Annotated in this window: 23 protein-coding genes and 1 riboswitch; of the genes, 6 read left to right on the top strand and 17 right to left on the bottom strand. The window is 38.1% G+C overall.

Annotation, left to right across the window (positions count from 1 at the left end; genetic code table 11):
• Positions 1–322: 322 nt before the first annotated feature.
• Entirely contained in the window at positions 323–1054 is a 732-nt protein-coding gene (locus VXN63_RS11750) for an O-methyltransferase (RefSeq protein ID WP_327758255.1), read from the bottom strand.
• Between the two features lie 130 nt (positions 1055–1184).
• On the opposite strand from VXN63_RS11750, the gene cbpA reads away from it, so the two are divergent.
• Positions 1185–1823: a cyclic di-AMP binding protein CbpA gene (gene cbpA / locus VXN63_RS11745; protein WP_327758254.1), complete on the top strand. Its 639-nt coding sequence runs from the start codon at positions 1185–1187 to the stop codon at positions 1821–1823.
• 78 nt (positions 1824–1901) lie between these two features.
• On the opposite strand, the gene VXN63_RS11740 is transcribed toward cbpA, so the two are convergent.
• The 15 genes from VXN63_RS11740 to VXN63_RS11670 form a co-directional block, all read right to left on the bottom strand.
• Entirely contained in the window at positions 1902–2393 is a 492-nt protein-coding gene (locus tag VXN63_RS11740) for a QueT transporter family protein (RefSeq protein WP_327758253.1), read from the bottom strand.
• Between the two features lie 175 nt (positions 2394–2568).
• Entirely contained in the window at positions 2569–2925 is a 357-nt protein-coding gene (locus VXN63_RS11735) for a type II toxin-antitoxin system PemK/MazF family toxin (RefSeq protein ID WP_208559610.1), read from the bottom strand.
• Positions 2926–3015: 90 nt separating this feature from the next.
• Positions 3016–3267: a hypothetical protein gene (locus tag VXN63_RS11730; protein ID WP_225743125.1), complete on the bottom strand. Its 252-nt coding sequence runs from the start codon at positions 3265–3267 to the stop codon at positions 3016–3018.
• A gap of 246 nt (positions 3268–3513) precedes the next feature.
• Complete coding sequence (gene acpS, locus VXN63_RS11725) at positions 3514–3867, bottom strand: holo-ACP synthase (protein WP_327758252.1); 354 nt, start codon at positions 3865–3867, stop codon at positions 3514–3516.
• A 222-nt stretch (positions 3868–4089) separates the two neighbouring features.
• On the bottom strand, positions 4090–5598 hold the full coding sequence (locus VXN63_RS11720) for a DEAD/DEAH box helicase (protein ID WP_327758251.1): 1509 nt from the start codon (positions 5596–5598) through the stop codon (positions 4090–4092).
• 380 nt (positions 5599–5978) lie between these two features.
• Positions 5979–7358 carry a UDP-N-acetylmuramoyl-tripeptide--D-alanyl-D-alanine ligase gene (locus VXN63_RS11715; protein ID WP_327758250.1) on the bottom strand — a complete coding sequence of 460 codons (1380 nt, stop codon included), beginning with the start codon at positions 7356–7358 and terminating at the stop codon, positions 5979–5981.
• A 64-nt stretch (positions 7359–7422) separates the two neighbouring features.
• Positions 7423–8475, bottom strand: a complete 1053-nt coding sequence (locus VXN63_RS11710; protein WP_327758249.1) for a D-alanine--D-alanine ligase — start codon at positions 8473–8475, stop codon at positions 7423–7425.
• Between the two features lie 277 nt (positions 8476–8752).
• Positions 8753–9004, bottom strand: coding sequence for a type B 50S ribosomal protein L31 (locus VXN63_RS11705; protein WP_208559605.1), 252 nt, complete (start codon positions 9002–9004; stop codon positions 8753–8755).
• Positions 9005–9209: 205 nt separating this feature from the next.
• Complete coding sequence (gene rho / locus VXN63_RS11700) at positions 9210–10469, bottom strand: transcription termination factor Rho (RefSeq protein ID WP_327758248.1); 1260 nt, start codon at positions 10467–10469, stop codon at positions 9210–9212.
• A gap of 35 nt (positions 10470–10504) precedes the next feature.
• The gene (locus VXN63_RS11695) at positions 10505–11779 is read right to left on the bottom strand and encodes a UDP-N-acetylglucosamine 1-carboxyvinyltransferase (RefSeq protein WP_327758247.1); all 1275 of its coding nucleotides are present in this window, start codon (positions 11777–11779) and stop codon (positions 10505–10507) included.
• 77 nt (positions 11780–11856) lie between these two features.
• Positions 11857–12405, bottom strand: coding sequence for a biotin transporter BioY (locus VXN63_RS11690; protein ID WP_327758246.1), 549 nt, complete (start codon positions 12403–12405; stop codon positions 11857–11859).
• A 183-nt stretch (positions 12406–12588) separates the two neighbouring features.
• Positions 12589–13446 carry a class II fructose-1,6-bisphosphate aldolase gene (gene fba, locus VXN63_RS11685; RefSeq protein WP_327758245.1) on the bottom strand — a complete coding sequence of 286 codons (858 nt, stop codon included), beginning with the start codon at positions 13444–13446 and terminating at the stop codon, positions 12589–12591.
• Between the two features lie 197 nt (positions 13447–13643).
• Positions 13644–15254 (bottom strand): CTP synthase, encoded by a 1611-nt coding sequence (locus VXN63_RS11680; RefSeq protein ID WP_327758244.1) that lies wholly within the window; start codon positions 15252–15254, stop codon positions 13644–13646.
• 313 nt (positions 15255–15567) lie between these two features.
• Entirely contained in the window at positions 15568–16149 is a 582-nt protein-coding gene (gene rpoE / locus VXN63_RS11675) for a DNA-directed RNA polymerase subunit delta (protein WP_327758243.1), read from the bottom strand.
• Between the two features lie 126 nt (positions 16150–16275).
• Complete coding sequence (locus VXN63_RS11670) at positions 16276–16719, bottom strand: DUF1934 domain-containing protein (RefSeq protein ID WP_327758242.1); 444 nt, start codon at positions 16717–16719, stop codon at positions 16276–16278.
• A gap of 183 nt (positions 16720–16902) precedes the next feature.
• Here VXN63_RS11670 and VXN63_RS11665 point away from each other — a divergent pair, with 183 nt between their 5' ends.
• The 5 genes from VXN63_RS11665 to VXN63_RS11645 all read left to right on the top strand — a co-directional run bounded on the left by VXN63_RS11665 (position 16903) and on the right by VXN63_RS11645 (position 22065).
• A complete protein-coding gene (locus VXN63_RS11665) occupies positions 16903–17739 on the top strand; it encodes a lipoate--protein ligase family protein (RefSeq protein WP_327758241.1) in 837 nt (278 codons plus the stop codon).
• A 107-nt stretch (positions 17740–17846) separates the two neighbouring features.
• Positions 17847–19205 carry an HD domain-containing protein gene (locus VXN63_RS11660; RefSeq protein ID WP_327758240.1) on the top strand — a complete coding sequence of 453 codons (1359 nt, stop codon included), beginning with the start codon at positions 17847–17849 and terminating at the stop codon, positions 19203–19205.
• A gap of 7 nt (positions 19206–19212) precedes the next feature.
• Complete coding sequence (yidA, locus tag VXN63_RS11655) at positions 19213–20022, top strand: sugar-phosphatase (RefSeq protein WP_327758239.1); 810 nt, start codon at positions 19213–19215, stop codon at positions 20020–20022.
• A 180-nt stretch (positions 20023–20202) separates the two neighbouring features.
• Positions 20203–20640 (top strand): organic hydroperoxide resistance protein, encoded by a 438-nt coding sequence (locus VXN63_RS11650; protein ID WP_327758238.1) that lies wholly within the window; start codon positions 20203–20205, stop codon positions 20638–20640.
• Between the two features lie 129 nt (positions 20641–20769).
• Complete coding sequence (locus VXN63_RS11645; protein WP_327758237.1) at positions 20770–22065, top strand: Y-family DNA polymerase; 1296 nt, start codon at positions 20770–20772, stop codon at positions 22063–22065.
• Positions 22066–22151: 86 nt separating this feature from the next.
• Here the strand turns inward: VXN63_RS11645 and VXN63_RS11640 are convergent, their stop codons facing one another.
• Entirely contained in the window at positions 22152–22724 is a 573-nt protein-coding gene (locus VXN63_RS11640) for a folate family ECF transporter S component (protein WP_327758236.1), read from the bottom strand.
• 117 nt (positions 22725–22841) lie between these two features.
• Positions 22842–22940: riboswitch (THF riboswitch) on the bottom strand.
• Between the last annotated feature and the right edge of the window lie 19 nt (positions 22941–22959).

Genomic DNA, 22959 nt, shown 5'->3' with positions numbered 1-22959 from the left:
CCCTGCACATTTGGTTGTTTTTACTTTGTTCAGTTTTCAAAGATCAATCGTTTACGTCTTTTAGTTAAGCTGTCCTTTCGAACGTTTGCTTATCTTGTCGACTCATACTATATTACATCATCATGTCGAAGATGTCAATAGTTTTTTAAAATTTGTTTTTGTTTGTTTCTGCGAATGAGTTGAAAGATCGATTCCTTTAACTGCGTTTCGTTATCAGCAACGTTTTATACTTTACCAGTTAGAATCGATCTCGTCAACAATTTTCTGCATATTTTTTAAAAAATTATTTTGTGCTATTGATCAAACATTGATGTATCAACATTTATATAGAATCACTTGAATCAGATTCTTTTTCTTTCATGAATGAAAAATCATAGTCTTCCTTTTTTGTAATCAGTAATAGTCCATCCCCTAATGGAAGTAATGTTGTATCTAGTGCGGGATGATCCAATACAATTTCAAGAAAAGCGTTCAATTTCTTATGAATTTTTCTTCTTCTTCTTGGAATATCTTTTACATCTTCCAATATCGTACCACCTTGAAGTACATCATCGACTGCCAAAATACCACCTTCTTTTAAAACACGTATACAATCCGGAAAGAAATCATAGTATTTTGCCTTAGCACTGTCCATAAAGATAAAATCATACTGATCTTCTTTAAGCTTTTCTAACCATTCATCTGCTTGACCTTCAAGAAGAGTAACTCTTTCTTCGATTCCTAGTGTTTTAAAATTCGCTTTAGCCTTTTCAAGCATGACCGGATTTCGATCTATTGTCGTAATTTTACTTTCTTCACTTGTATGTTGAGCCATCAAACCAGCAGAGAATCCGATTGCTGTTCCAATTTCTAATATTTCTTTTGGATTAATTTGACCAAATAACCAGACAAAAAAAGCAACCGTTTCGTGCGGAATGATAGGAACTCGTTTCTCGTTGGCTTCTTTTTCTATCTTACCTAGCTTACCATCCAATTGTTTTTGTGCAGATCTCAAAAAATCTCTAACTTCTTTATTTACGACTGGCCAATCCATCATTTCATTAATTTTGTGCATACTAACCTCATCTTTCTTTTTATGAATTTCCATTTTATTTTACAGGTATTTAGGTACTTCTCCAAGTGTTTATCTGTTATAATTATAATGTGAGAATAGAGATATTTAAATGAGAAGGAGCCAATAATCAATGTTAATTAAACAGTTATCTGTACCAAAAAATGTTGTGAATACTATTTCGGAAAAAGCAACGTTACAAGAATCAATTGAACTATTAGAAGAAACAGGTTATCGATGTGTGCCTGTATTAGACGAAAGTGGTAAAATCTTCCGCGGAAACATTTATAAAATGCATATTTATCGCCATAAAGCGAACGGCGGAGACATGAGCCTTCCGGTTACTCACTTGCTTAAGAATGCCACAAAATATGTGCACTTAAATTCTTCTTTCTTCAAAATATTCTTTATGATTAAAGATCTTCCTTACATTACTGTTTTGGATGAGAACAATCACTTCTATGGTATTTTAACGCATAGTTCTTTGATTGACCTTCTACAACAGTCTTGGAGTATTGATCAAGGAAGTTATGTGCTGACAATTGCAACACCCGGACAAAAGGGAGATTTAACTTCAATCACAAAGATTATTAATCGCTACTGCTCAATCATGAGTTGTATAACCTTGGATGTTAAACGCGAAAACATGGTTCGTCGTACAATTATGACGTTAGAACCAGGTGTTTCAGAAAAAACACTAGAGGAATTGACTCATAACCTAGAACGGAAAGGATTTAAAGTAGTTGGAACGGAAGATCTTCACAACAACTAATTCCTTATCGCAGAGCAATATCAAAAAGCAGTGTCTCTATCATAGAGTCACTGCTTTTTTACGCCCGTTTTTTGATTGTTACTTCATTTGTTGTCTAAAATTAATTTTACTATCTAAATAAAGCATTAAAGGAATTCCAATTGCCATTGTTACGAATTGACTGATGATCAGAGACAGATAAGTAATCCAGAATACCTTTTCTGCACCGATAATCAAGAGCAAGAAGGCAATCATAAATGTAAAAATAGAAAACACGATTGTATTGATTATCATTTTCTTTTTGATTGAGGTCATATTTCTCGTTAAGAATATCACTACAATAAAGGATACGATTGTGTGTCCTCCACCAAGCAACCAGTCATATACTCCAAAAGGAGATAAGATGACGTTCGCGATGATTACACCAATTCCTATACCGTAAGCATACTTTTTATCAAAAGTTACTAAATGATTCAACATCTCTGACAAGCGAATTTGAATCGCTCCAAATCCTAGAGGCGCAATGATTAATGTAATCACGACATACAAAGCTCCTACGATGGCGTTTAATACCCATTGTTTTGTTTTCAAATTTATTTTCCTCCTAGTTTTTGATAACGTGGGTTGGCGCTCTCGAACCACGGCTGTTAGACAACGAGTAGTAGTGTATCATGATTTAAAGGGTAGGCGCAACTAAATATGCACAAAAAAAGAGGAAGTCTAGTATCTAGACTCCCTCTTTTACTAAGTAAATTGGATCATATGATCAAATATGTTTGTACTTGTTAGATAGTCCTACACTGATAGATAGCGCTTCGTCCACAGAATCCATTATATTTGCATTTAAATGTGTCACTTTATCTCTGAGTCTCTGTTTATCAATTGTTCGTATCTGCTCCAATAATACAACAGAATTTTTCTCAAGTCCTTGATCTGCTCCAACCTCAATATGCGTTGGCATTTTACCTTTTTGAATCTTCGTTGTAATAGCTGCAACGATAACAGTCGGACTATACTTATTACCGACGTTGTTTTGGATAATCAAGACTGGCCTCATTCCGCCTTGCTCCGATCCAACTACCGGCGATAGATCCGCATAATAAATATCTCCCCGCTTAACCATAGGCGTTTTCTCCTCGAAGGTACCCTTTTGGAATGGTCCGTTTCATGCGACCCTCAATGACTCCTACTTCATCGCATGATACTTCCCGTTTTAGATATGGTAATGTGCTTCGCTCTCGCATCCATCAAATTCAGAACAAATCTCCAAATTGATGTTAGCCATTTCAGCATACCCTTTCCGCATGGCATCCATTTTATTCATACTCTCTTTAATACAATAATTGACCATTTGGGACATTAATTCATTTTTCTCAACATTTGTTTCAACACAAAATTCCACTAAATCTTCGTAAACCGATTGATCTAACTCAATAATCATTTTCTTGTTGCGCTGCTCTTCCATGATTGTGCCCTCCAAAAGATTATCGCTTACCCATCATTATCAAGTCTTTGTCAGATCAATCAGATTTACGCTCTCTAACAACGGGACTATCAAATATTCAGTATGTTGGATCCATTTTAGGAATGAATCGTGCAAATTTCTATCTTAAGGTTAAGTTTATCATGAACGATACTATATTAAAACCAGCCATCACACTCATTTGTGACGAAAGTATGACCAAATGACTACTAAATCTTGATGTTACCATCAAATTTCTTCCAATATCACCTGTGCTGCAGCGGTTTCTTCCGTATGCGTTATCGTTATCCAAGCATTACCAGTAAACGGAGAGTGCGTAATTTCCGGTTTTCCGGAAGGATTATTCATTATCTCAATATCCTGAAACCCAACTTTACCAATACCTGTCCCTAACGCTTTAGAAAAAGCCTCTTTCGCTGAAAATCTCCCTGCAAGAAATTCTTCTCTGCGCGTGCCTTTCAATTGCTCATAAACCTGAAGTTCATTTCGAGTCAAAACACGAGATGGAAAACTTTCTCTTTTTTTACAAGCTTTCTTGATTCTTGAAATATCTACAAGATCTAGCCCGATTCCTACAATCATACAATCCCTCGTTTTACTCTAAATATGTGTTGCACTATTTTCTTAGATTACTTATTTTCAATACTAACAGAATCCTGCTAAAAAGTCATACATAAGCTCTATAACAGACATTTCAACCGTTGCATACGCCTATTCAAGCTTATCATATGCAAATACATTTTGAATAGAATTTAACAATCTAAAAAAGGGATCCAAATTCTGGACCCCTTCATAAATTCTTTTTTAGCTGTTATCTTTGTTCGTGCTGCTACCACGGTCTTTGCGATAGTTATTACGACGACTGCTACCTTCGCTACGTCCTTTTCCATCACCGCGTCTACCAGTACGCTTGTTGTTACTATTTCCGCTACGGCCGTTTCTGTTACGGTTGCCGCCTTTTCCACTACCGCCACCACTACGTTTACGATCTTTGTTTGGTAGAGGTCTTTGAGGTGTAATCGTTACAGGTACTTCAGTAGAATCCTTGATCATTGTTTTGACCAAAGCTGCTGCAATATCCTCTGACGAGTAAGCACTCAATAGTTTTTCAGCTGCAGTATGGTATTTATCCAAACCGTTTTCCACGATTGTTTTGCGGATATCTTCCATAGCAGACTCAAGTTGACTTTCAATTGCTTCGTCATTTGTTGGTGGACGAAGAGAAGTAATTTCTTGCTTCGTTAGGTTCTCAATCGTACGTAAATAACCCATCTCTTGAGGTGTTACAAACGTTACAGAAACGCCTTTTTCACCTGCACGACCAGTACGTCCAATACGATGAACGTAGCTTTCTGGATCTTGAGGAACATCATAATTATAAACGTGTGTTAAACCTGAAACGTCTAATCCACGAGCTGCAACATCTGTTGCTACTAAAATATCCATTTTACCTTTTTTAAAGTCGCTCAATACGCTCATACGTTTACTTTGTGAAAGGTCTCCGTGGATTCCTTCAGCTTGGTATCCGCGCATTTCCAAACCTTTAGCTAATTCATCAACACGGCGTTTAGTTCTACCGAAGATGATTGCTGAAGTTGGATTTTGAACATCGATTAAACGAGTTAAAATGTCAAACTTCTCATTGTCACGTGCTTTAGTGAAGTACTGATCGATTGTTGCAGCAGACAATGTTTTTGTTTTGATCGCAACTGTTTCAGGTGATTTCATGAAACGTTCTGCGATACGTTTGATAGGTGTTGGCATTGTTGCTGAGAATAATAGTGTCTGACGCTCTGAAGGTACTTCTTTGATGATAGATTCAATGTCTTCAATGAATCCCATATTCAGCATCTCATCTGCTTCATCCAAAACAAGTGTTTCAACTTTATCTAATTTCAGAGTTCTACGTCTGATGTGGTCTAGCAAACGTCCGGGAGTTCCTACGACGATTTGTGCGCCACCTTGGATTTGTTTGATCTGTCTTCTAATATCCGCTCCACCATAAACACAAGTTACTCGTACACGTTTATCTTTACTTAAACGGAAGATTTCTTCTTGTGTTTGGATAGCTAACTCGCGAGTCGGTGCAATGATCAGTCCTTGAACATTACGATTACTTGGGTCGATTTTTTGTAACATTGGAATACCGAAAGCGGCAGTTTTACCTGTACCCGTTTGAGCTTGTCCAATGACATCTTTACCTTCTAAGGCTAATGGTATTGTTTTTTCCTGGATTGGGGTTGTTTCTTCAAATCCCATACCCTCTACTGATTTCAATATTTCTGGTGCAATGTTTAATTCGCTAAATTTCAAAAAATAATTCCTCCTATTGTTTTCCTTGGCTTCTATTTGTCGTGGAGCCAAGGAGTAATGCCTTAAAATGAGCTTACAGGCTCAATAGGTCGGCACTACTTAAAAGAAACTTATCTCCTCTATGTTGATGAGGGTAGTTCGTCGTTTCTTTTTCACATAAAGACCCTAATGTTCGTATACAAAACGCTGGACGCGAAACACTAGGGTTTTAAATTCTTCTTGACTCATATTTAATTAAAAATCATTTACTTTAAATTAGTATTCCGCTAACGAAAGCAAAATTGAACAATATCGAACCGTTGCTCAACAGATATCATAGCATGCATTGTTTTTATTTTCAACTTTATCGGTGCATATTTCAAATGAATACGTTTTACACTCTATTTACGTTTTAATTCTTCTACAACGCCAAGTATACCCGTCCCTAAGCTCGATTTCAGCAAGACCATATCATTCTTCTGTACTGTTTTTCTCAGGTAATCTATAAGTGGCTTTTTATCTCCTGAAAAGTGTCGGATATTTTCCGTACTAAACTGTTCTTTTACTTGTTCGTATACGACACCCATTTCATCGCCATACAAGACTAACTGATCGATTGCTTCTGCATTGATAGATTCAGCTACACTCTTGTGCAAAGATTCAGATAAGCTTCCAAGTTCCAAAATATCTCCGAGGACAACAATTTTTTGTCCTTTAGCTTCTATATTGGAAAAATAATTCAATACAGCTTTCATTGAAGAGGGGCTTGCATTGTAAGCATCATTCAAAAGTTGTGCGCCATTAAATCCTTCTAGCCACTCCAGACGATTTTTGGTCAACTGGAAGTGTTCGAGTTTTTCTGCGCCCGCTTCAATCTCGATTCCTAGCTCCAATCCTACCGATAAAGCCGCTAACGCATTTTGGACATTATACTCACCAGGGGTCGGTAACGTAATCGTCAACTCGGGAACCAGATTAACTGAAAATTTTGTTGATTTGACGTCGGGCTCTATACTTATTGAATATAGATCTTCTTTATCCGTTTTCCCAAAAGTTCTCGTTTTAACTGTATTCATTTTATCTATTCGTTCTGACAGTAGCGGTTCTTCTCCAAGATAAATCAAGGTTCCGTCTGCTTTTAGACCGTCCACTATTTCCAGTTTTGCATCTGCTATCCCGGATTTCGACCCAAAGAACTCAATATGAGATTCTCCTATCATGGTGATCACAGCAATATCTGGCTCAGCTAAGACGGAAAGAACATGAATTTCTCGAGCTTGACTCATGCCCATTTCCAAAACAGCTACTTCTGTGTCTTCCGGCATTTCTAAAATGGTATATGGCAGCCCAATATGGTTATTGAAGTTTCCAACTGTTTTATGTGTTTTGAATTTGGCTGACGCAACCGCAGCAATCATATCTTTTGTCGTTGTCTTACCGTTACTTCCTGTCACACCAACTACTTTAGGATGAACTTTCTTTAAATACCATTTCGAAAATTCTTGTAAAGCTGTTAACGTATCTTTCACTAAAATAACGGGTATATCTTTAGGTGCTTTTTCAATCGAATCGCTCCACAACGTTGCACTCGCTCCGTTTTCAATAGCACTAGTAATATATTCGTGTCCATTTCTTTCAGCTACGAGCGGCACGAATAAGCTTCCTTCCGAAAGATTTCTTGAGTCAAATGATACTTCTTTGATTTTAATCGTTTCGTCTTTAGCGTAATAGACGACACCCTCTGTTGCTTCTGCTATTTCGCTTAATGTCCATTTTGTCATTTCATTCTCTCCAATAGAAGGGAGCAATCAGCCGACCGCTCCCATTTATGCTGTAGATTCGCTATTAACGATCTTTTAAGGCTTGGCCTTGTCTTGCTTTAAAGCGACGTAGTCCTAACTGGATCAATTCTTCAATTAAATCTTTGTAAGCTAATCCTGTATTTTCCCATAATCTAGGATACATACTGAAGTCTGTGAATCCTGGGAATGTATTGACTTCGTTAATATAAATTTCATTGTCGTTCGTCAGGAAAAAGTCGACTCTAGTCAATCCACTTCCATCAATTGCCATAAACGCTTTTGCCGCATACTCCCTGAGTGTTTTAGTGATATCTTCAGGTAGTTCTGCAGGTATTTGCGGTACGACGTCATTCGATAGATATTTAGATTCGTAGTCATAAAACTGCTGCTCTTTCACCAGTTCCCCTGGCACTGAAGTATTAACGTCTTCATTTCCCAGCACTGCAACTTCTATTTCACGGGCTTGTATCCCTTTTTCTACAAGCACTCGTCTGTCATATTCGAAGGCTTTCGCAATTGCTTGCGCTAATTCTTCTCTATCGGTTGCTTGTGTAATGCCCACACTTGAACCCATATTGGATGGTTTGATAAACATTGGATACGACAGTTTGGCTTCCACTGCTTCTATCACTAAATTTTGATGGATACGCCATTCGTTTACTTTAATTTCGTGATAAGGAACGATTGGTAATCCAGCTTCTTTAAAAAGAATCTTACTAATGATTTTGTCCATCCCCGTAGCACTTGCTAATACACCCGCACCGACATAAGGGATCTCTAGCACTTCAAGTAACCCTTGAACCGTCCCGTCTTCACCATTTGGTCCGTGCAAGACTGGGAAAACGATTGAGTTTTCTTTTGGTATTTCATTGAATCGCATTTCATTTCCAGTATCTTTGATTATTAGATCTTCACTGGATTCCAGTTGATTGGGATCGGTTATTTCTTCGCCTCTCAACCACTTGCCTTCTCGAGTAATAAAAACTGGGGTAACTTTATAATAATTATAATAGATTTCTTTCAGGATAGAGTAGGCCGATAAGATAGAAATATCGTGCTCTGCACTTTTCCCTCCATAAACTAGAAATATATTCATCTGAGTTTTCTCCTTTAGTGTTGAGTCTTCTTCACTATTTTCTCAAATACTGGTGAGGTGTCCTAACCAGTATTTTAGCAACAAACTTCTAGCTTAACAACTAAAACTATGCAGATTTAATAAAAGCTGTTGATTGCTTCACTAAACTTTTTCTATTCATTTAATACGTGTATATTCTAGTAAAAACGCCTGAAATCCAAATCCTTTATTCTATGTATCCAAAACGTACCCAAATAAAAAAAGCCCTGGATGCCCAGAGCTTTTCTTGAAATACAGTTTATGCTTCGTCCATACCGTATTTTTTGTTGAAACGGTCGATACGTCCATCTGCTTGAGCAAATTTTTGACGACCAGTATAGAAAGGATGTGAGTCAGAAGTAATCTCCATACGAATTAATGGATATTCTTTTCCGTCTTCCCATTCTACTGTTTCGTTAGATGCTTTTGTAGAACCAGACAAGAATTTAAATCCTGTAGTAGTGTCCATAAAAACGACTTGATGATATGTTGGATGGATTTCTTTTTTCATAGTGTTTTCACTCCTTATGCCATAAAATCTCTGCGATCTCATAGTTGTCTTCTGTCGTAAAAAGGGTTCTTCTGTCTAGACTAGAATAGCAGACATTCTTACCCAATTTTAGATTGTATGCAACACTAAGTATAATAGCATGATTAAATTAGTGTTGCAATCATTTTCGTAGATTTAAATAAAATAATTAAGCTCTCAATAGTGGTTATTTCTGAGTCAGCATTTTCTGAACGAATTCTTCATTTTTCTTATATCTACCTAACGTTTTGATAAACTGATCCGTATAGTCGTACGTGTCGTTCCTCATACCACGTCTTAATTTATAGACTGCTTCATATTGTTCTTTCGTCAGCAGCATATCTTCTTTTCGGGTACTTGAACGCTTGATATCGATGGCCGGATAGATTCTTCTCTCTGCCAGCTCTCTTGACAGGTGCAATTCCATATTACCGGTACCTTTAAATTCTTCATAGATTACATCATCCATTCTGCTCCCTGTATCTACAAGTGCAGTAGCTACGATTGTTAGACTACCACCTTCTTCTACATTTCTAGCAGAACCGAAAAATCGCTTAGGACGATAAAGCGCAGCCGGATCAATCCCTCCACTTAATGTACGACCACTTGGTTGTTCAACCAAGTTATAAGCACGCGCCAATCTGGTGATACTGTCCATTAATATGACGACATCTTGTTTATCTTCCACCAGTCTGCGCGCACGTTCTAGTACAAGCTCACTGACTTTCACGTGATTCTGCGGCTGTTGATCGAACGTTGAATGTACCACTTCTCCGTCAATACTACGCTCAAGATCCGTAACCTCTTCTGGGCGTTCGTCAATCAAAAGTACAATCAATTCCACCTCTGGATGATTATGCTTGATCCCATTTGCAATCTCTTTGAGTATCGTAGTCTTTCCTACTTTAGGTGGCGCTACAATCAATCCACGCTGGCCAAAACCAATCGGTGCAATCAGATCGAGCATACGTGCTGATAATTCTTTTGGAGTTGATTCTAGGTTGATTCTTCTGTCGGGATAAAGTGGTGTCAACGCTGGAAAATGCGGTCTTTCTCGTGCTTCTTCCGGGTTTTTTCCGTTGACTTGGCGAACATTCATTAAGCCATAGTAGCGTTCTCCAGATTTTGGTGGTCTTGCTGTACCGGTAATTTTATCTCCATTTCTTAATCCGAAACGAGTCATCTGAGAAGCAGAAATATAAATATCTTCATTACTGTGAGAATAATTGATTGGTCGAAGAAAACCGAAGTCTTGAGTATAGATTTTATCTAGCACTCCAGAAACCTGGAAGTAACCTTGCTTTTCTTCTTGTACACGAATGACCGCCAAAGATAACTCTTTCTTATTCATTTGACTGTAATACGGAATTTTGAGATTTTTAGCTAGCTCATAGATTTCCTTCAATGTCTTCTGCTGTAAATCGTTAAATGTTAAAATATTCGCCACTACTGCTTCCCCTATTCGTTTAATCCATTTTTTCTCTATTCTGTTACCGTTACTTCTTCCATTCGAATGTCAGCGCCTAGGGCTGTCATTTTTTCAATAATGTGCGAATATCCACGTAAGATGTTCTCCACACCAGTGATTTCCGTCTCACCTTCAGCGATCAGTCCTGCTATCATCAAACAAGCACCTGCTCTTAAATCACTTGCTTCAACTTGTGCGCCCTCTAAACTAGAAGACCCCTCGATCAATATTGTATCGCTCGTAACTCTTGCTGCTGCACCCATGCGGTTCAATTCTGGGATGTGTTTGACACGCTTAGGATAAATGGTATCTACAATAGTAGAATTCCCTTCAGCCATCATTAATAGAGGTGTAAAAGGTTGTTGAAGATCTGTAGCGAAACCAGGATATGGTAAGGTCTTAATTGAGACACCTTTCAGTTTCTCTGTCGGTTCAAGAACGCGTACGGAGTCTTCTCCAATCTCCATCGGAACTCCCATTTCATCCATTTTCGCAATCAAACCTTCGATATGTTCTACAATTACGTTCTTCACTAGTACATCTTTTCCAGCTGCTGCTGCCATAATCAAGTAAGTTCCCGCTTCGATACGGTCAGGAATCACTGTATGACGGCATCCATGCATTTCTTCAACACCGTCGATACGGATGATATCTGTTCCGGCACCTCTAATTTTTGCACCCATGTTATTTAATAGTGTAGCTACATCAATAATCTCAGGTTCGCGAGCAGCATTTTCAATAATCGTTCTACCTTTTGCTTTTACAGCAGCTAACATGATATTGATCGTTGCTCCGATTGAAACGACGTCAAAATAGATTCTTGAAGCTGTCAGGCCTGATTCGTCTGTTTTCAAGTACATGGCACCTAGTTCGTTTTCAACAGTTGCTCCGAGTGAGCGGAATCCTTTAAGATGCTGATCGATTGGACGTGGTCCTAGGAAACAACCTCCTGGAAGTCCAACGACACCTTGGCCAAATTTAGTCAGTAGTGCACCCATGAAATAGTAGGATGCACGTAGACTTTTGATTTTACCACTTGGCATCGGAATAGACACCATCTCTGAAGGATCTATGACGAGAGTGGATCCGTCAAAATCTGTTTTTACGTTCATTTGATTTAAAATTTCAATTAACGAATGCACATCTTGAATATTTGGAACGCCCTCTAAGGTGACGGGAGAATCTGCTAATATAGCTGCTGGTATTAAAGCGACTGCACTATTTTTAGCGCCTGAAATGGTTACTTCGCCGGTTAATTTTTTTCCACCGTTTATCATTATTTTTTTCATAACTGCTTATACAAGCCTCTCTTTTAAGAAAATTATTTGTTGTACTTATCTGGATCTGTTTTAAGGTTAAACGTTTATTAGACAGTTCGTACCAATACGGCTTCAAGCCTTTGGTATACTAGTCCTGCTGTAAAGGCTTTGATCATGTCTATGGGTAAAAAAGCTGTGACATTGGTCAAAATGATTGTCTGCCAAGAAATCGATGTTTCGAGAACTTGATTCATAATAAAATACTGATAGCTCATGCCGACAATATAAAGTACGACAATCCCTAGAAACATGGTTCCAAGCATTTCAATCGTTGATGCGCTTCTTTTGTGCAATCTACCTACAACCAGACTAACGAGAATGGCTCCAATAATATATCCAAAAGCTGGAGACAGTATACTCTGAAACCCGCCCGTTCCACCAGCGAATACTGGAAACCCAATTAAACCTAGTAACATGTAAAGGCTCATTGTTAAGGCGCCTTTCATTCTACCGATTAAAGCTGGAATTAACAGAAAAAAGAATACTTGTAAGGTTATAGGGACAGGGCCGATTGGAATAACGAATACAGATGCGACTGAAAGCGTCGATGTTAGTAGTGCAATTTGAATGAGGTCTTTCGTTGATTGGTTTTTCAAAGGGATCTTCCTTTGCTTTTTCATAGTTTCAAACACAGATAAGTATATACAATAAAGATTGGTAACACAATATGAAATGCAAGAATGATATCGTCTTGCAACACGCTATTCATCACTATGTAAAACAGTAAAACGACGCCTGAATACTCAGACGTCGTTTTATTTAAATAATATCAGGTTTAATTAACCTTGGTTAGAAGAACCGAATTCTTGCATTTTAGCTTTAGTAGTAGCTGTAATGTTTTCTTTACCAGGTCCGATAACTTTACGTGGATCGTAAACTTTATCGTTGTTAGCTAGAACTTCACGCGTACGTTTAGTCCATACTTGTTGTAATTCAGTGTTAACGTTAATTTTAGTGTGACCATATTCGATTGCTTTTTTGATTTGGTGAGTTGGGATACCAGATCCACCGTGTAATACTAAAGGTGCACCAGTTAACTCAGAAATTTCTTTCATTTCGTCGAATCCTAGTTGAGGTTCGCCAACGTAGTCTCCGTGAACTGAACCTAGAGCAGCCGCTAAAGCATCGATTCCAGCTTCAGTTACCATACGTTTACATTCTTGTGCATCAGCATATGTTACGTTACCGATAACGCCGTCTTCGTTTCCGCCTACAGATCCAACTTCAGCTTCTACAGAAACGCCTTTAGAATGAGCGTACTCTACAACTTTTTTAGTTGCTTCGATATTTTCAGTGATCGGGAATTTAGAATTATCGATCATTACAGAAGAAAATCCAGCATTGATTGCTGCAGTACATGTTTCTAATGAAGAACCGTGATCCAAGTGAACCGCTACAGGTACAGTGATGTCCATTTCTTCCATCAAAGCGTTAACCATTGCAGTTACAACAGTGAATCCACCCATATATTTCGCTGCTCCTTCAGAAACTCCCAAGATTACTGGAGATTTTTCTTCCTGAGCTGCTGTTAGAATAGCTTGAATCCATTCTAAGTTATTGATGTTGAATTGGCCTACAGCATATTTACCTTCTAGGGCTTTGTTCAACATTTCTGTCATACTCACTAAACGAGTCATGTATTTGTTCCTCCTTAAAATTTTCGCACTTTTAAACCGAGCTTTCATAATCGGTTTCTATTTTATTATAAACAAAATTCACAAATAAAACTAGTTAAATATTGAGATTTAGACGGGATTTCCATTATCTTATATTTAATACTTTATCTTTTTTTAATTAGATTAGACTCTTACTTCTATTCTAATCTTTTCGCCATTTATTTACTTAATGCATTCTCTAAAGATTTCTCTACAAATGCTGCAAACAATGGTTGTGGTCTGTCCGGTCTAGAAATAAATTCAGGATGGAACTGACAACCTACAAAGAATGGATGATCTGGGACTTCGATAATCTCAACAAGACGGTTATCTGGAGAAACACCCGAGAATACTAGTCCTTTGTCTTCTAGGATTTCTCTGTATTCGTTATTGAATTCATAGCGATGTCTGTGGCGTTCTTGAACAACTTCTTGATTACCGTAAGCTGCTGCTGTTACCGTGTTTCTCTCTAACTTACATGGGTAAAGTCCTAACCTTAAAGTTCCACCCATTTCTACAACATCTTTTTGATCAGGCATTAAATCGATGATGTTATGCTCTATTGTTGGATCTACTTCTGCTGAACCAGCACCCTCAATCATAGCTACATTACGTGCATATTCTATTGTCGCTAGTTGCATACCTAAACAAATACCAAAGTAAGGAATTTTGTTTTCTCGAGCATGCTGAATGGCAAGTAATTTCCCTTCGAGACCTCTTGATCCAAACCCACCTGGTACTAAAATACCATCTACATCTTCTAATTGACTCATCAATTCAGAAGGTGCTAATTTCTCAGCATTCACCCATTTGATTTCAATATCAGAATCAACAGCGTATCCTGCATGTTTCAATGCTTCTACTACAGACAAGTAAGCATCCGGCAACTCAACATATTTACCAACGATTGCAACACGAGTTGTATGTTTCAGATTCTGAACTTTTTCTTCCAGTTTCTTCCATTCAGTCATGTCCGCTTCTGGAACATCTAATTTAAGATGATCTACAACGATTTGATCCATATGTTGTTTTTGAAGATTCAATGGAATGGTATAGAGTGTTTCTACATCTAGTGATTCGATAACGGCTTTAGAATCTACATCCGTAAACAAGGCTAGCTTGTCTTTTGTATGCTGATCAAGTGGATATTCTGTTCTGACAATTAGCAAGTTTGGTTGAATCCCTAAACTACGCAACTCTTTTACACTGTGTTGTGTGGGTTTAGTTTTCATTTCTCCTGCTGCTTTCAAGTAAGGAATCAACGTTGTGTGAATGTACATAACGTTGTCCGAACCCACTTCGCTCTTCATTTGACGCAAAGCTTCTAGGAATGGAAGAGATTCGATATCTCCAACCGTTCCGCCTACTTCTGTAATGATGATATCTGAGTCTGTTGTTTGCGCAGCACGCATAATTTTTTGTTTGATTTCATTTGTGATGTGCGGGATGACCTGAACAGTTGCTCCAAGGTAATCTCCACGTCTTTCTTTGTTTAGAACTTCTGAATAGACTTTACCAGTTGTGACGTTTGAGTACTGATTTAGATTGATATCGATGAAACGCTCGTAGTGACCTAAGTCTAAATCCGTTTCTGCTCCATCATCTGTTACAAAAACTTCTCCATGCTGATACGGGCTCATTGTTCCTGGATCCACATTGATATACGGATCGAATTTCTGAATCGTTACTTTAAGTCCTCTGTTTTTCAATAGTCTTCCTAAAGATGCTGCTGCGATCCCTTTACCAATTGAAGAAACTACGCCGCCTGTTACAAAAATATATTTTGTCATTAAAAATCCTCCTGTATGATCTGTTCGGGAAAGTTCAGTGCAGTAAAGCTTAACCTTGTAAAAAGTTGTTCCCTGTTTCCTACAATTATTCCTCTAAAAAAGAGAAAGCTCCCCATTCTATATAAGAATAGGGAGCTTGATATCTATTGTATTCCGCTCTGCCCAATCAAAACTTTCTACTCACTTTTTAGTAAAAGTTTGCAGACTGCCTCTTAGGGTGCCCAATAAATATAATATAGACTCCATACGTGTTCGTCAAGAGTTTTTTTACCCTCCTAACATACTGAACAGATTAGTCTTTTACATTCAATCGTTACTCTTCTTCGTCGTCATCGCCTAAAACGTCTTCGTCGTCAACAACAGAAAGACCTGCAATATTTTCATCTTCTTCTTCTTCATCATCATCGCCAAGGTCTTCCAAGTCTGCTTTGTATTCGCCAAGATCTTCTTCATCTTCGTCGTCTACCATAACGCCGTGTTCATCAACTGCTACACGGTCACCAAATTCGACTACATCGTCTTCTTCTTCAACCTCATCGTCTTCGAACACTTCGATTTCATCATCAAAGCCTTTACGATTTCTACGACGTGGTTTTTCATCTTCTTCGTCGTTGTCGTGTGTGATTTCTTCATCGATTGAATCGATTGCAAACCATCCACGAAGTCCCCAGCGGTTAGAACCTAAAGAAATGAAACGACCATCGATATTCAAATCAGTATAGAACTGAATCATTTCTGCTTCCAGTTCATTGTCATCGATGTTTAAATATTCTGCAACTTGTACGAGTAAATCGTTGTAATTTGTTACTTGCCCAGTCTGTTCCAAAATAGCATGCGCTACGTCTACCATTGCTAATTCATTTTTTAATTGTCCATCGAATTGTTTGAGTTCCAAACCCACACGACCTTTCTTGTCTATGCTCATTTTTTACTTATCTGTAAGGTACATCTATCTTTTCGACTACCGTTTTTCAGCTCGTTCAAGTACAACCCTTTACGGCATCCAGTTTATACTACCTTATCACGTTGTAAAACGCAATCTAATTTGATAAGAACCTAGTTGTTCTTCATTGAAATAAAGAACATAATCTGCAGAAACTCTACCAGCAAATGGGCGATCATAGTAGCTGATCTTCAAGTCTTGTGTCTCTACTCGAATCGGCATGATGCCAGCAGCAGTCTTGTATTGCGTCTCTGTTATTTCTTCACTACTGAATGTAAGACGCGTCATGTATTCTCCTCGTCGGATCAGATTAACCGTTCCGTTTGGGTTGATTTTCACGGTAACAGGGACTACTGATTCTCCATCGATCTTTTCTTCATATCTAATATAATAGCTATTGTTTATATAAATCACTCGGCCTTTTTCCTCAAAAACATGATGGTGTGTTTCCCCGTTTTGTACGTAGGAACTTTCCATAAAGATTTCTGCAGGCATTCCGTTCGTTAATTCTTTTGAAGGCACAATCCATTCTCCTTTCATCATTTAATCCATTAGGCAATAAATGACTCATTCTATATTTTTCAGTTTATCACAAAATCAGATTAACGTCTCACACTTCCTTTTCTTTATCGCTTTATAGGAAAAAAAAACAATCTTTGTTATACTGTATTCATAAATATTATTACACTTAAAGGAGGATTCTACATGACTCCATTAACTGAACTTTCTATTCCTAATGAAAAACCTTATCTCTTATTTGATTCAGAATCTTCTCCTTTTGAACGAACTCCTGCATCTCCTTTTGCGCTGACCGATGCGTTTATTGATTATGCTGTGCGGTTAGAACAACCCGTACTACACTTCTGGTCAACAGAACCGCTTGTTATCTTGGGAATGATGGATACAAAACTACCTTACTTAGATACAGCACTGACCATTTTAAAAGAAGCTGAATACGATTATGTGGTTAGAAATTCTGGCGGTTTGGCTGTCGTCAGTGATCCCGGCATTTTGAATATCTCCTTGATTTTTCCAGAAGGAGACACGCGCCTGACCATCACGGAAGGGTATCAGCGGATGCATTATTTAATTGAACAAACTTTCAAGTCTTACGGGAAATCTATCGATGCGATTGAAATACCCGATTCTTATTGTCCTGGAGACTATGATTTGAGTATTGATGGCAGAAAAATTGCCGGTATTTCCCAGCGCCGAATCAAAGGCGGTATCGCCATCATGATTTACATCAGTGTTACTGGAGATCAGGGTGCACGCGGGAATCTTATTCGCACGTTTTATGAAAAAGGACTGTCCGGTACTGAAACAAAATGGACATTCCCGAATGTAAGACCGTCCTCGATGACGACTTTAGAAGAAGTTTTTAAAATCCCTTTTTCTCTTGTTCAAGTAAAACAAAGCGTAACTATGACCTTACAGAAACTAACAACACAACTAAGTTTGGGCCAATATGACAAAGAAATTGAAAAAAACTACCTCGAAGGTATGGAAAAAATGAAGAAAAGAAATGAAAAAGTCCTGTGATCAATCAATACTCACCGATCACTTTGACTGATAGAGAGGAGCCTTTGCTAAACCAGACAGTCTAACTAGTCTCTAGATAGAGCTTTCTAAAAGGTTGGCAAAACATTATGAGCGCAGATAAATTCGAACGCATGGATCGATTGCCTTTCGAAAAGGTTTTTAAAGATCCTGTCCATGATTATATTCATGTAAGACACCGCATCTTGCTAGACCTGATCGATACAAAGGAATTTCAACGTCTTCGACGAATCAAGCAGTTAGGTACTGCTCAATTCACTTTTCACGGAGCGGAACATTCCCGTTTTTCTCATTCACTTGGTGTGTATGAAATCACAAGAAAAATTGTTGATATGTTTGAACGGAATTATCCAGAAGAGTGGGATCCAGATATGCGCTTAGTTACGCTTTGTGCCGCTTTACTGCACGATCTCGGACATGGACCGTTCTCTCATACTTTCGAAAAAATATTTGATACGGATCATGAAGAGTTTACAACTGATATTATTTTATCAGAAGGCACTGAAATTCACGATGTGCTCAGACGCGTATCACCTGATTTTCCCAATCAAGTCGCAAGTGTGATCACAAAAGAACATAAAAATCCTCAAGTCGTTCAATTGATTTCAAGTCAGATTGATGCGGATAGAATGGATTATCTTCAACGCGACGCCTTTTTCACAGGGGCGACTTATGGCGCTTTCGATTTATCTCGTATCTTAAGAGTGATTCGCCCCTATAAAGATGGGATCGCTTTTCAGTATCAAGGTATGCACGCTGTAGAAGATTACGTTGTGAGTCGTTTTCAAATGTATATGCAGGTTTACTTCCACCCCGCTTCTAGAGGGATGGAAGTAACACTTGATCGCTTGTTATATCGTGCAAAACAGTTATACGAAGAAGGAGCACTTTATCCGCAATTCCCTTTACTAGATCCATTCTTCAAAGATACGTACTCACTAGATGACTATCTTAAACTGGATGACGGTGTTCTTCAGACGGCTATTAACCTTTGGACGACTAGTGAAGATGCTTATTTGAGTGCTTTGTCTAAAATGTTTTTGAATAGACAACCCTTTAAGTCCTTGTCTTACGAAAAAGGAAAAGATGACTATCTTGTTGAAGAATTAAGAGACATTGTAGGAAATCTAAAATACGACAAAGACATTTTCACACGAACTAACAGTAGCTCAGATTTGCCTTATGATTATAAGCTTAAAAGTAAAACACCGATTCACCTTATGCAAGCAGATGGAACACTGGTTGAACTCAGTGAAGCAAGCCCTATCGTTCGTTCTCTGAGCGGTAACCTGCATGGTGACCACAGATTATTTGTGCCAAAAGAGTTCCTGGAGAACAACTTACCCAATAAAGCAGTCAGTATGTTCCAAGAAGACTATGATGAATTTCAAAAATATATTTTGAACGACCGGATTATTGATCCGAATAAAAACAGAAGTGGAGAATGATTGACGCATGAAAAAAGATTTAATTGCTATTGATATGGATGGTACTTTATTAAACCCGGACCGCAAAGTAACAGATGAAGTGAAAAAAGCCATTCATGAAGCGAAATCAGCTGGAATCAAAATTGTTTTATGTACTGGCCGTCCTTATCCTGGTGTAACGGCTTATCTGGAAGAACTAGATCTTAGAAATTCTGGAGATTACGTGATTACTTATAACGGCGCACTTGTTCAAAAATCCGATACAGAAGAAATTGTTTCTCAACATACGATGGATCATCAAGATTATGTTGTATTGGAAAAAGCGGCTAGAGAAGCAAAGGTTCACTTCCATGCCATCCGAAATAGTGGAATCTATACACCTAACAAAGATATCGGAAAATACTCTGTACTAGAATCTCATATCAACCAAGTTCCCTTGTTTTATAGTGCTCCTGAGGATATGAATACTACTACGCCTTACAATAAAATGATGATGATCGACGATGAAGCTTTGCTAGAAGCAGCCATTAAACAACTTCCTAAAGAACTTTGGGAACAATATACAATTTTACGTAGTGAACCCTTCTTCTTGGAGTTTTTGAACAAAAAAGCGAATAAAGGGATTGCTTTAGAAGATCTTGCAAACAGCTTGAACATCCCACGTGAGCGCGTTATGTCTATCGGCGATGGCGGAAACGATGTTCACATGATCGAATACGCCGGAACAGGTGTCGCAATGGGTAATGCTAAAGACGCTGTCAAAGACGTAGCTGATGCATTTACAACTTCTAACGCTGAAAATGGTGTGGCTAAGGCCATCCGCGATTTCGCATTATAATTTTTTTGAAGACTGGAAGCCAGATAAGACCGGCTCTTCCAGTCTTTTTTCAACTTCTCCGTCATGATTCTTTAAAATAAGTAACTCAGGAATTTTAATTTTAAAACCCATATGATTTCACCCTAAAAATGATGAGTGTTATACTTTGTTTAGACAAATGATAAAGGAGAGATAATGAACATGGCAGACAAACCAGTATACACAACTGCATCAGTAAACACAGGTGCGCGTAATGGAGAAAGTCATACTCCAGATCGTTCTTATGAGGTAAACGTAGATACACCGAAAGAAATGGGTGGATCAGGTAACGGAACAAATCCTGAGCAATTATTCGCTTTAGGATACAGTGCTTGTTACCACGCTGCACTAGACCACTACAAAAAAGAAGAAAAAATTAAAAATAAATCTCAAGTAACCTTAACGGTTCATTTATTAAAAGATCCAAGCGATGGCGGATTCAAGTTAAGCGTAGAAATCGAAGTTGGTATCGAAGATTTAAGTGATTCTAAAGTAGAAGATCTTGCGAACAAGGCACACCACTACTGCCCTTATTCAAAAGCAACAATGGGTAATATTGATGTTAAAGTTAGTGCCGTCCCTTATGTAGAAGGAAAATAATCTATTAAAACCAGTAAGACTCAGGCATTTAATGCCTGAGTTTTTTTTATATCTAATGAGTTTTTCTTGACTACGGGAATACATGTTCTTATAATTAAACCAAACATATATTCTTAAGGAGATACCCTTATGGTACAGCGAATGAATTACACACACGAGCCCCGGCGACAGATTTTATGCATTGATGTAAAGTCTTTTTTCGCTTCGGTTGAGGCTGTAGACCGCCATTTACATCCACTCGAAGCCTATATTGCTGTGGTCAGTAAGCCAGAAAATAACGGTGGTCTCGTTTTAGCTGCTTCTCCTATGGTAAAACAAACTTACGGAATCAGAACAGGTTCTCGCATATACGATATCCCTAAACGATCAAAAATTCAGATTGTCGAACCGAGAATGGCTCTCTATCTCGAAAAAAACATCGAGATTCTGAAAATCTTCAAACAGTTCGTTTCCGGTACAGATTTAATGGTCTATAGTATCGATGAATCTTTTCTAGATGTGACGCATTCTCGTCAGCTTTTTGGTTCTGCAGAAGAAATTGCTAAGAAGATTCAATACTTAATCTGGAAAAAAATGAATTTGGTTGTCACCGTTGGGATCGGGGATAATCCTCTTTTAGCAAAGCTTGCACTGGATCATGAAGCAAAAAATAGTCGACAGAAGAACTTCATAGCTGACTGGCGTTATGAACTGGTCGAAGATACCGTATGGAATATACATCCTATGGCTGACTTCTGGGGGATTGGATCTAGAACCGAAGCGCGTTTACTACGTATGGGCATTTCCTCCATTTATGAACTCTCTCAGTTCGATGTGCATAAACTAAAGAAAAAAATTGGTGTGATTGGAGAACAACTTTTCTATCATGCTCATGGAATTGATCGGACACAGTTTTCCGAAACGTTCACTCCTCGATCAACTTCTTTTAGTAAAAATCAGATATTAAATCGCGATTATACAGATAAGCACGAAGTAGAAATCGTCATCAGAGAGATGACGGAAGAAAATGCTATGCGTCTGCGTAGACATTCTGTCACTACTAGTGTGGTTAAACTTAGTTTAGGCTATTCAAAACATATTGAAGATAGAGGATTTAATCATCAGATGATCATTGAAGCAACAGATTCCTCAAAAGATCTGATTCATTCTTTACTTCTGTTATTTGAGCGTCATTATACTTATAAACCGGTACGCGTTATAAACGTTAGTTTTGGCAAGATCAGACCAAAACAGTCATTACAATTAAACTTATTTGAAGAAACACAACAATTAATTGACCGGGAAGAATTAGATAAGACAATCGATCATATTCGCCAGAAACATGGGTACACTTCTCTTCTCCATGCCAGTAGCTTGGTTCAAGGTGGTATGGCCCTACAAAGATCGAAACTTTTGGGCGGACACCGTTCCGGTATTCAAAAATAACTCAATAAAAAAGTCTTTATAAGTTGGTCAGAAGCAATTGAATATGCTTTGACGCCTTATAAAAACTTTTTTAAAAACGGATCATTCTATTTTTTAGCTGTTGAATATTTTCGATAAACAGCTCTCAATTGTTTGTTGTTCGTCAAAAACCAGATTGCGAGAACACGGACAACAAGTGTCACAGCATTTTGAATCAGTCTAGGAGGCAGAATAACTGCCAGTGGATTACCTGTTAGGATGAATACCCATGTCGTATTGAGCACAATGTGTATAAACAAGGCAATGACTACTTCGACCGCTATGATGTTTCGTAGTCGAATATCTTTTCTATGCAGAAATAGGCCATAAGCAACGCCTGTTAGCAGTGCAGATAGAGTGAATCCTGGAAACAACGTACCTGCGCCTCCTAAGAGTACAAAGGCTAGTAAATCTGCTAGAGCTGCTGAGATTCCAGCCACAAAAGGACCAAATAAAATCCCAATAAGCGCGATAGGCAAGAACGCAAAAGTGACTCTAATGACCGGTGTAGTAATGCCTACTCGACTAAGTACCAAGTTCATAGCAATTAATACGCCTACAATCGCTAGTCCTATCGTCCCAATTTTCCAGTTTGATTGTTTTCCATTCTTACCATAAATTGTCTTATTTTGATTATGCATGATTCGAAGATCTCCTTTAATTTGAATTTTGTACCGCATGAACAGGATACAACTTCCGTCTATATTTCATTAGACAGAAGCCAATTAAAGAGTCCTCGCTAAAAAACCATAGAGCTTTAAAGCGGATGCAGAGAGGAGTCGCAAAACTCAATCGTTTTTTCGTCTGAGGGCGACATCCCATCCACTCAGCACTTAACGCTCATCTCTTACTCTTTTGTATTCTAATTTTTGCGTA

The sequence above is a fragment of the Marinilactibacillus sp. XAAS-LB27 genome (assembly GCF_036039175.1).
Taxonomy (GTDB): Bacteria; Bacillota; Bacilli; order Lactobacillales; family Carnobacteriaceae_A; genus Marinilactibacillus.
The sequence above is the reverse complement of the archived record's forward strand: the minus strand, read 5'-3'. Positions and strand labels throughout refer to the sequence as shown.

What these genes read in the sequence shown, in the direction of transcription:
- VXN63_RS11650 (WP_327758238.1), top strand. Translation starts at nt 20,203, where the DNA reads ATGGCAGACAAACCAGTATACACAACTGCATCAGTAAACACAGGTGCG.
- cbpA (WP_327758254.1), top strand. Translation starts at nt 1,185, where the DNA reads ATGTTAATTAAACAGTTATCTGTACCAAAAAATGTTGTGAATACTATT.
- VXN63_RS11730 (WP_225743125.1), bottom strand. Translation starts at nt 3,267, where the DNA reads ATGGAAGAGCAGCGCAACAAGAAAATGATTATTGAGTTAGATCAATCG.
- VXN63_RS11660 (WP_327758240.1), top strand. Translation starts at nt 17,847, where the DNA reads ATGAGCGCAGATAAATTCGAACGCATGGATCGATTGCCTTTCGAAAAG.
- acpS (WP_327758252.1), bottom strand. Translation starts at nt 3,867, where the DNA reads ATGATTGTAGGAATCGGGCTAGATCTTGTAGATATTTCAAGAATCAAG.
- VXN63_RS11695 (WP_327758247.1), bottom strand. Translation starts at nt 11,779, where the DNA reads ATGAAAAAAATAATGATAAACGGTGGAAAAAAATTAACCGGCGAAGTA.
- VXN63_RS11710 (WP_327758249.1), bottom strand. Translation starts at nt 8,475, where the DNA reads ATGAATATATTTCTAGTTTATGGAGGGAAAAGTGCAGAGCACGATATT.
- VXN63_RS11680 (WP_327758244.1), bottom strand. Translation starts at nt 15,254, where the DNA reads ATGACAAAATATATTTTTGTAACAGGCGGCGTAGTTTCTTCAATTGGT.
- VXN63_RS11640 (WP_327758236.1), bottom strand. Translation starts at nt 22,724, where the DNA reads ATGCATAATCAAAATAAGACAATTTATGGTAAGAATGGAAAACAATCA.
- VXN63_RS11705 (WP_208559605.1), bottom strand. Translation starts at nt 9,004, where the DNA reads ATGAAAAAAGAAATCCATCCAACATATCATCAAGTCGTTTTTATGGAC.
- VXN63_RS11735 (WP_208559610.1), bottom strand. Translation starts at nt 2,925, where the DNA reads ATGGTTAAGCGGGGAGATATTTATTATGCGGATCTATCGCCGGTAGTT.
- yidA (WP_327758239.1), top strand. Translation starts at nt 19,213, where the DNA reads ATGAAAAAAGATTTAATTGCTATTGATATGGATGGTACTTTATTAAAC.
- VXN63_RS11665 (WP_327758241.1), top strand. Translation starts at nt 16,903, where the DNA reads ATGACTCCATTAACTGAACTTTCTATTCCTAATGAAAAACCTTATCTC.
- VXN63_RS11715 (WP_327758250.1), bottom strand. Translation starts at nt 7,358, where the DNA reads ATGACAAAATGGACATTAAGCGAAATAGCAGAAGCAACAGAGGGTGTC.
- VXN63_RS11750 (WP_327758255.1), bottom strand. Translation starts at nt 1,054, where the DNA reads ATGCACAAAATTAATGAAATGATGGATTGGCCAGTCGTAAATAAAGAA.
- fba (WP_327758245.1), bottom strand. Translation starts at nt 13,446, where the DNA reads ATGACTCGTTTAGTGAGTATGACAGAAATGTTGAACAAAGCCCTAGAA.
- VXN63_RS11645 (WP_327758237.1), top strand. Translation starts at nt 20,770, where the DNA reads ATGGTACAGCGAATGAATTACACACACGAGCCCCGGCGACAGATTTTA.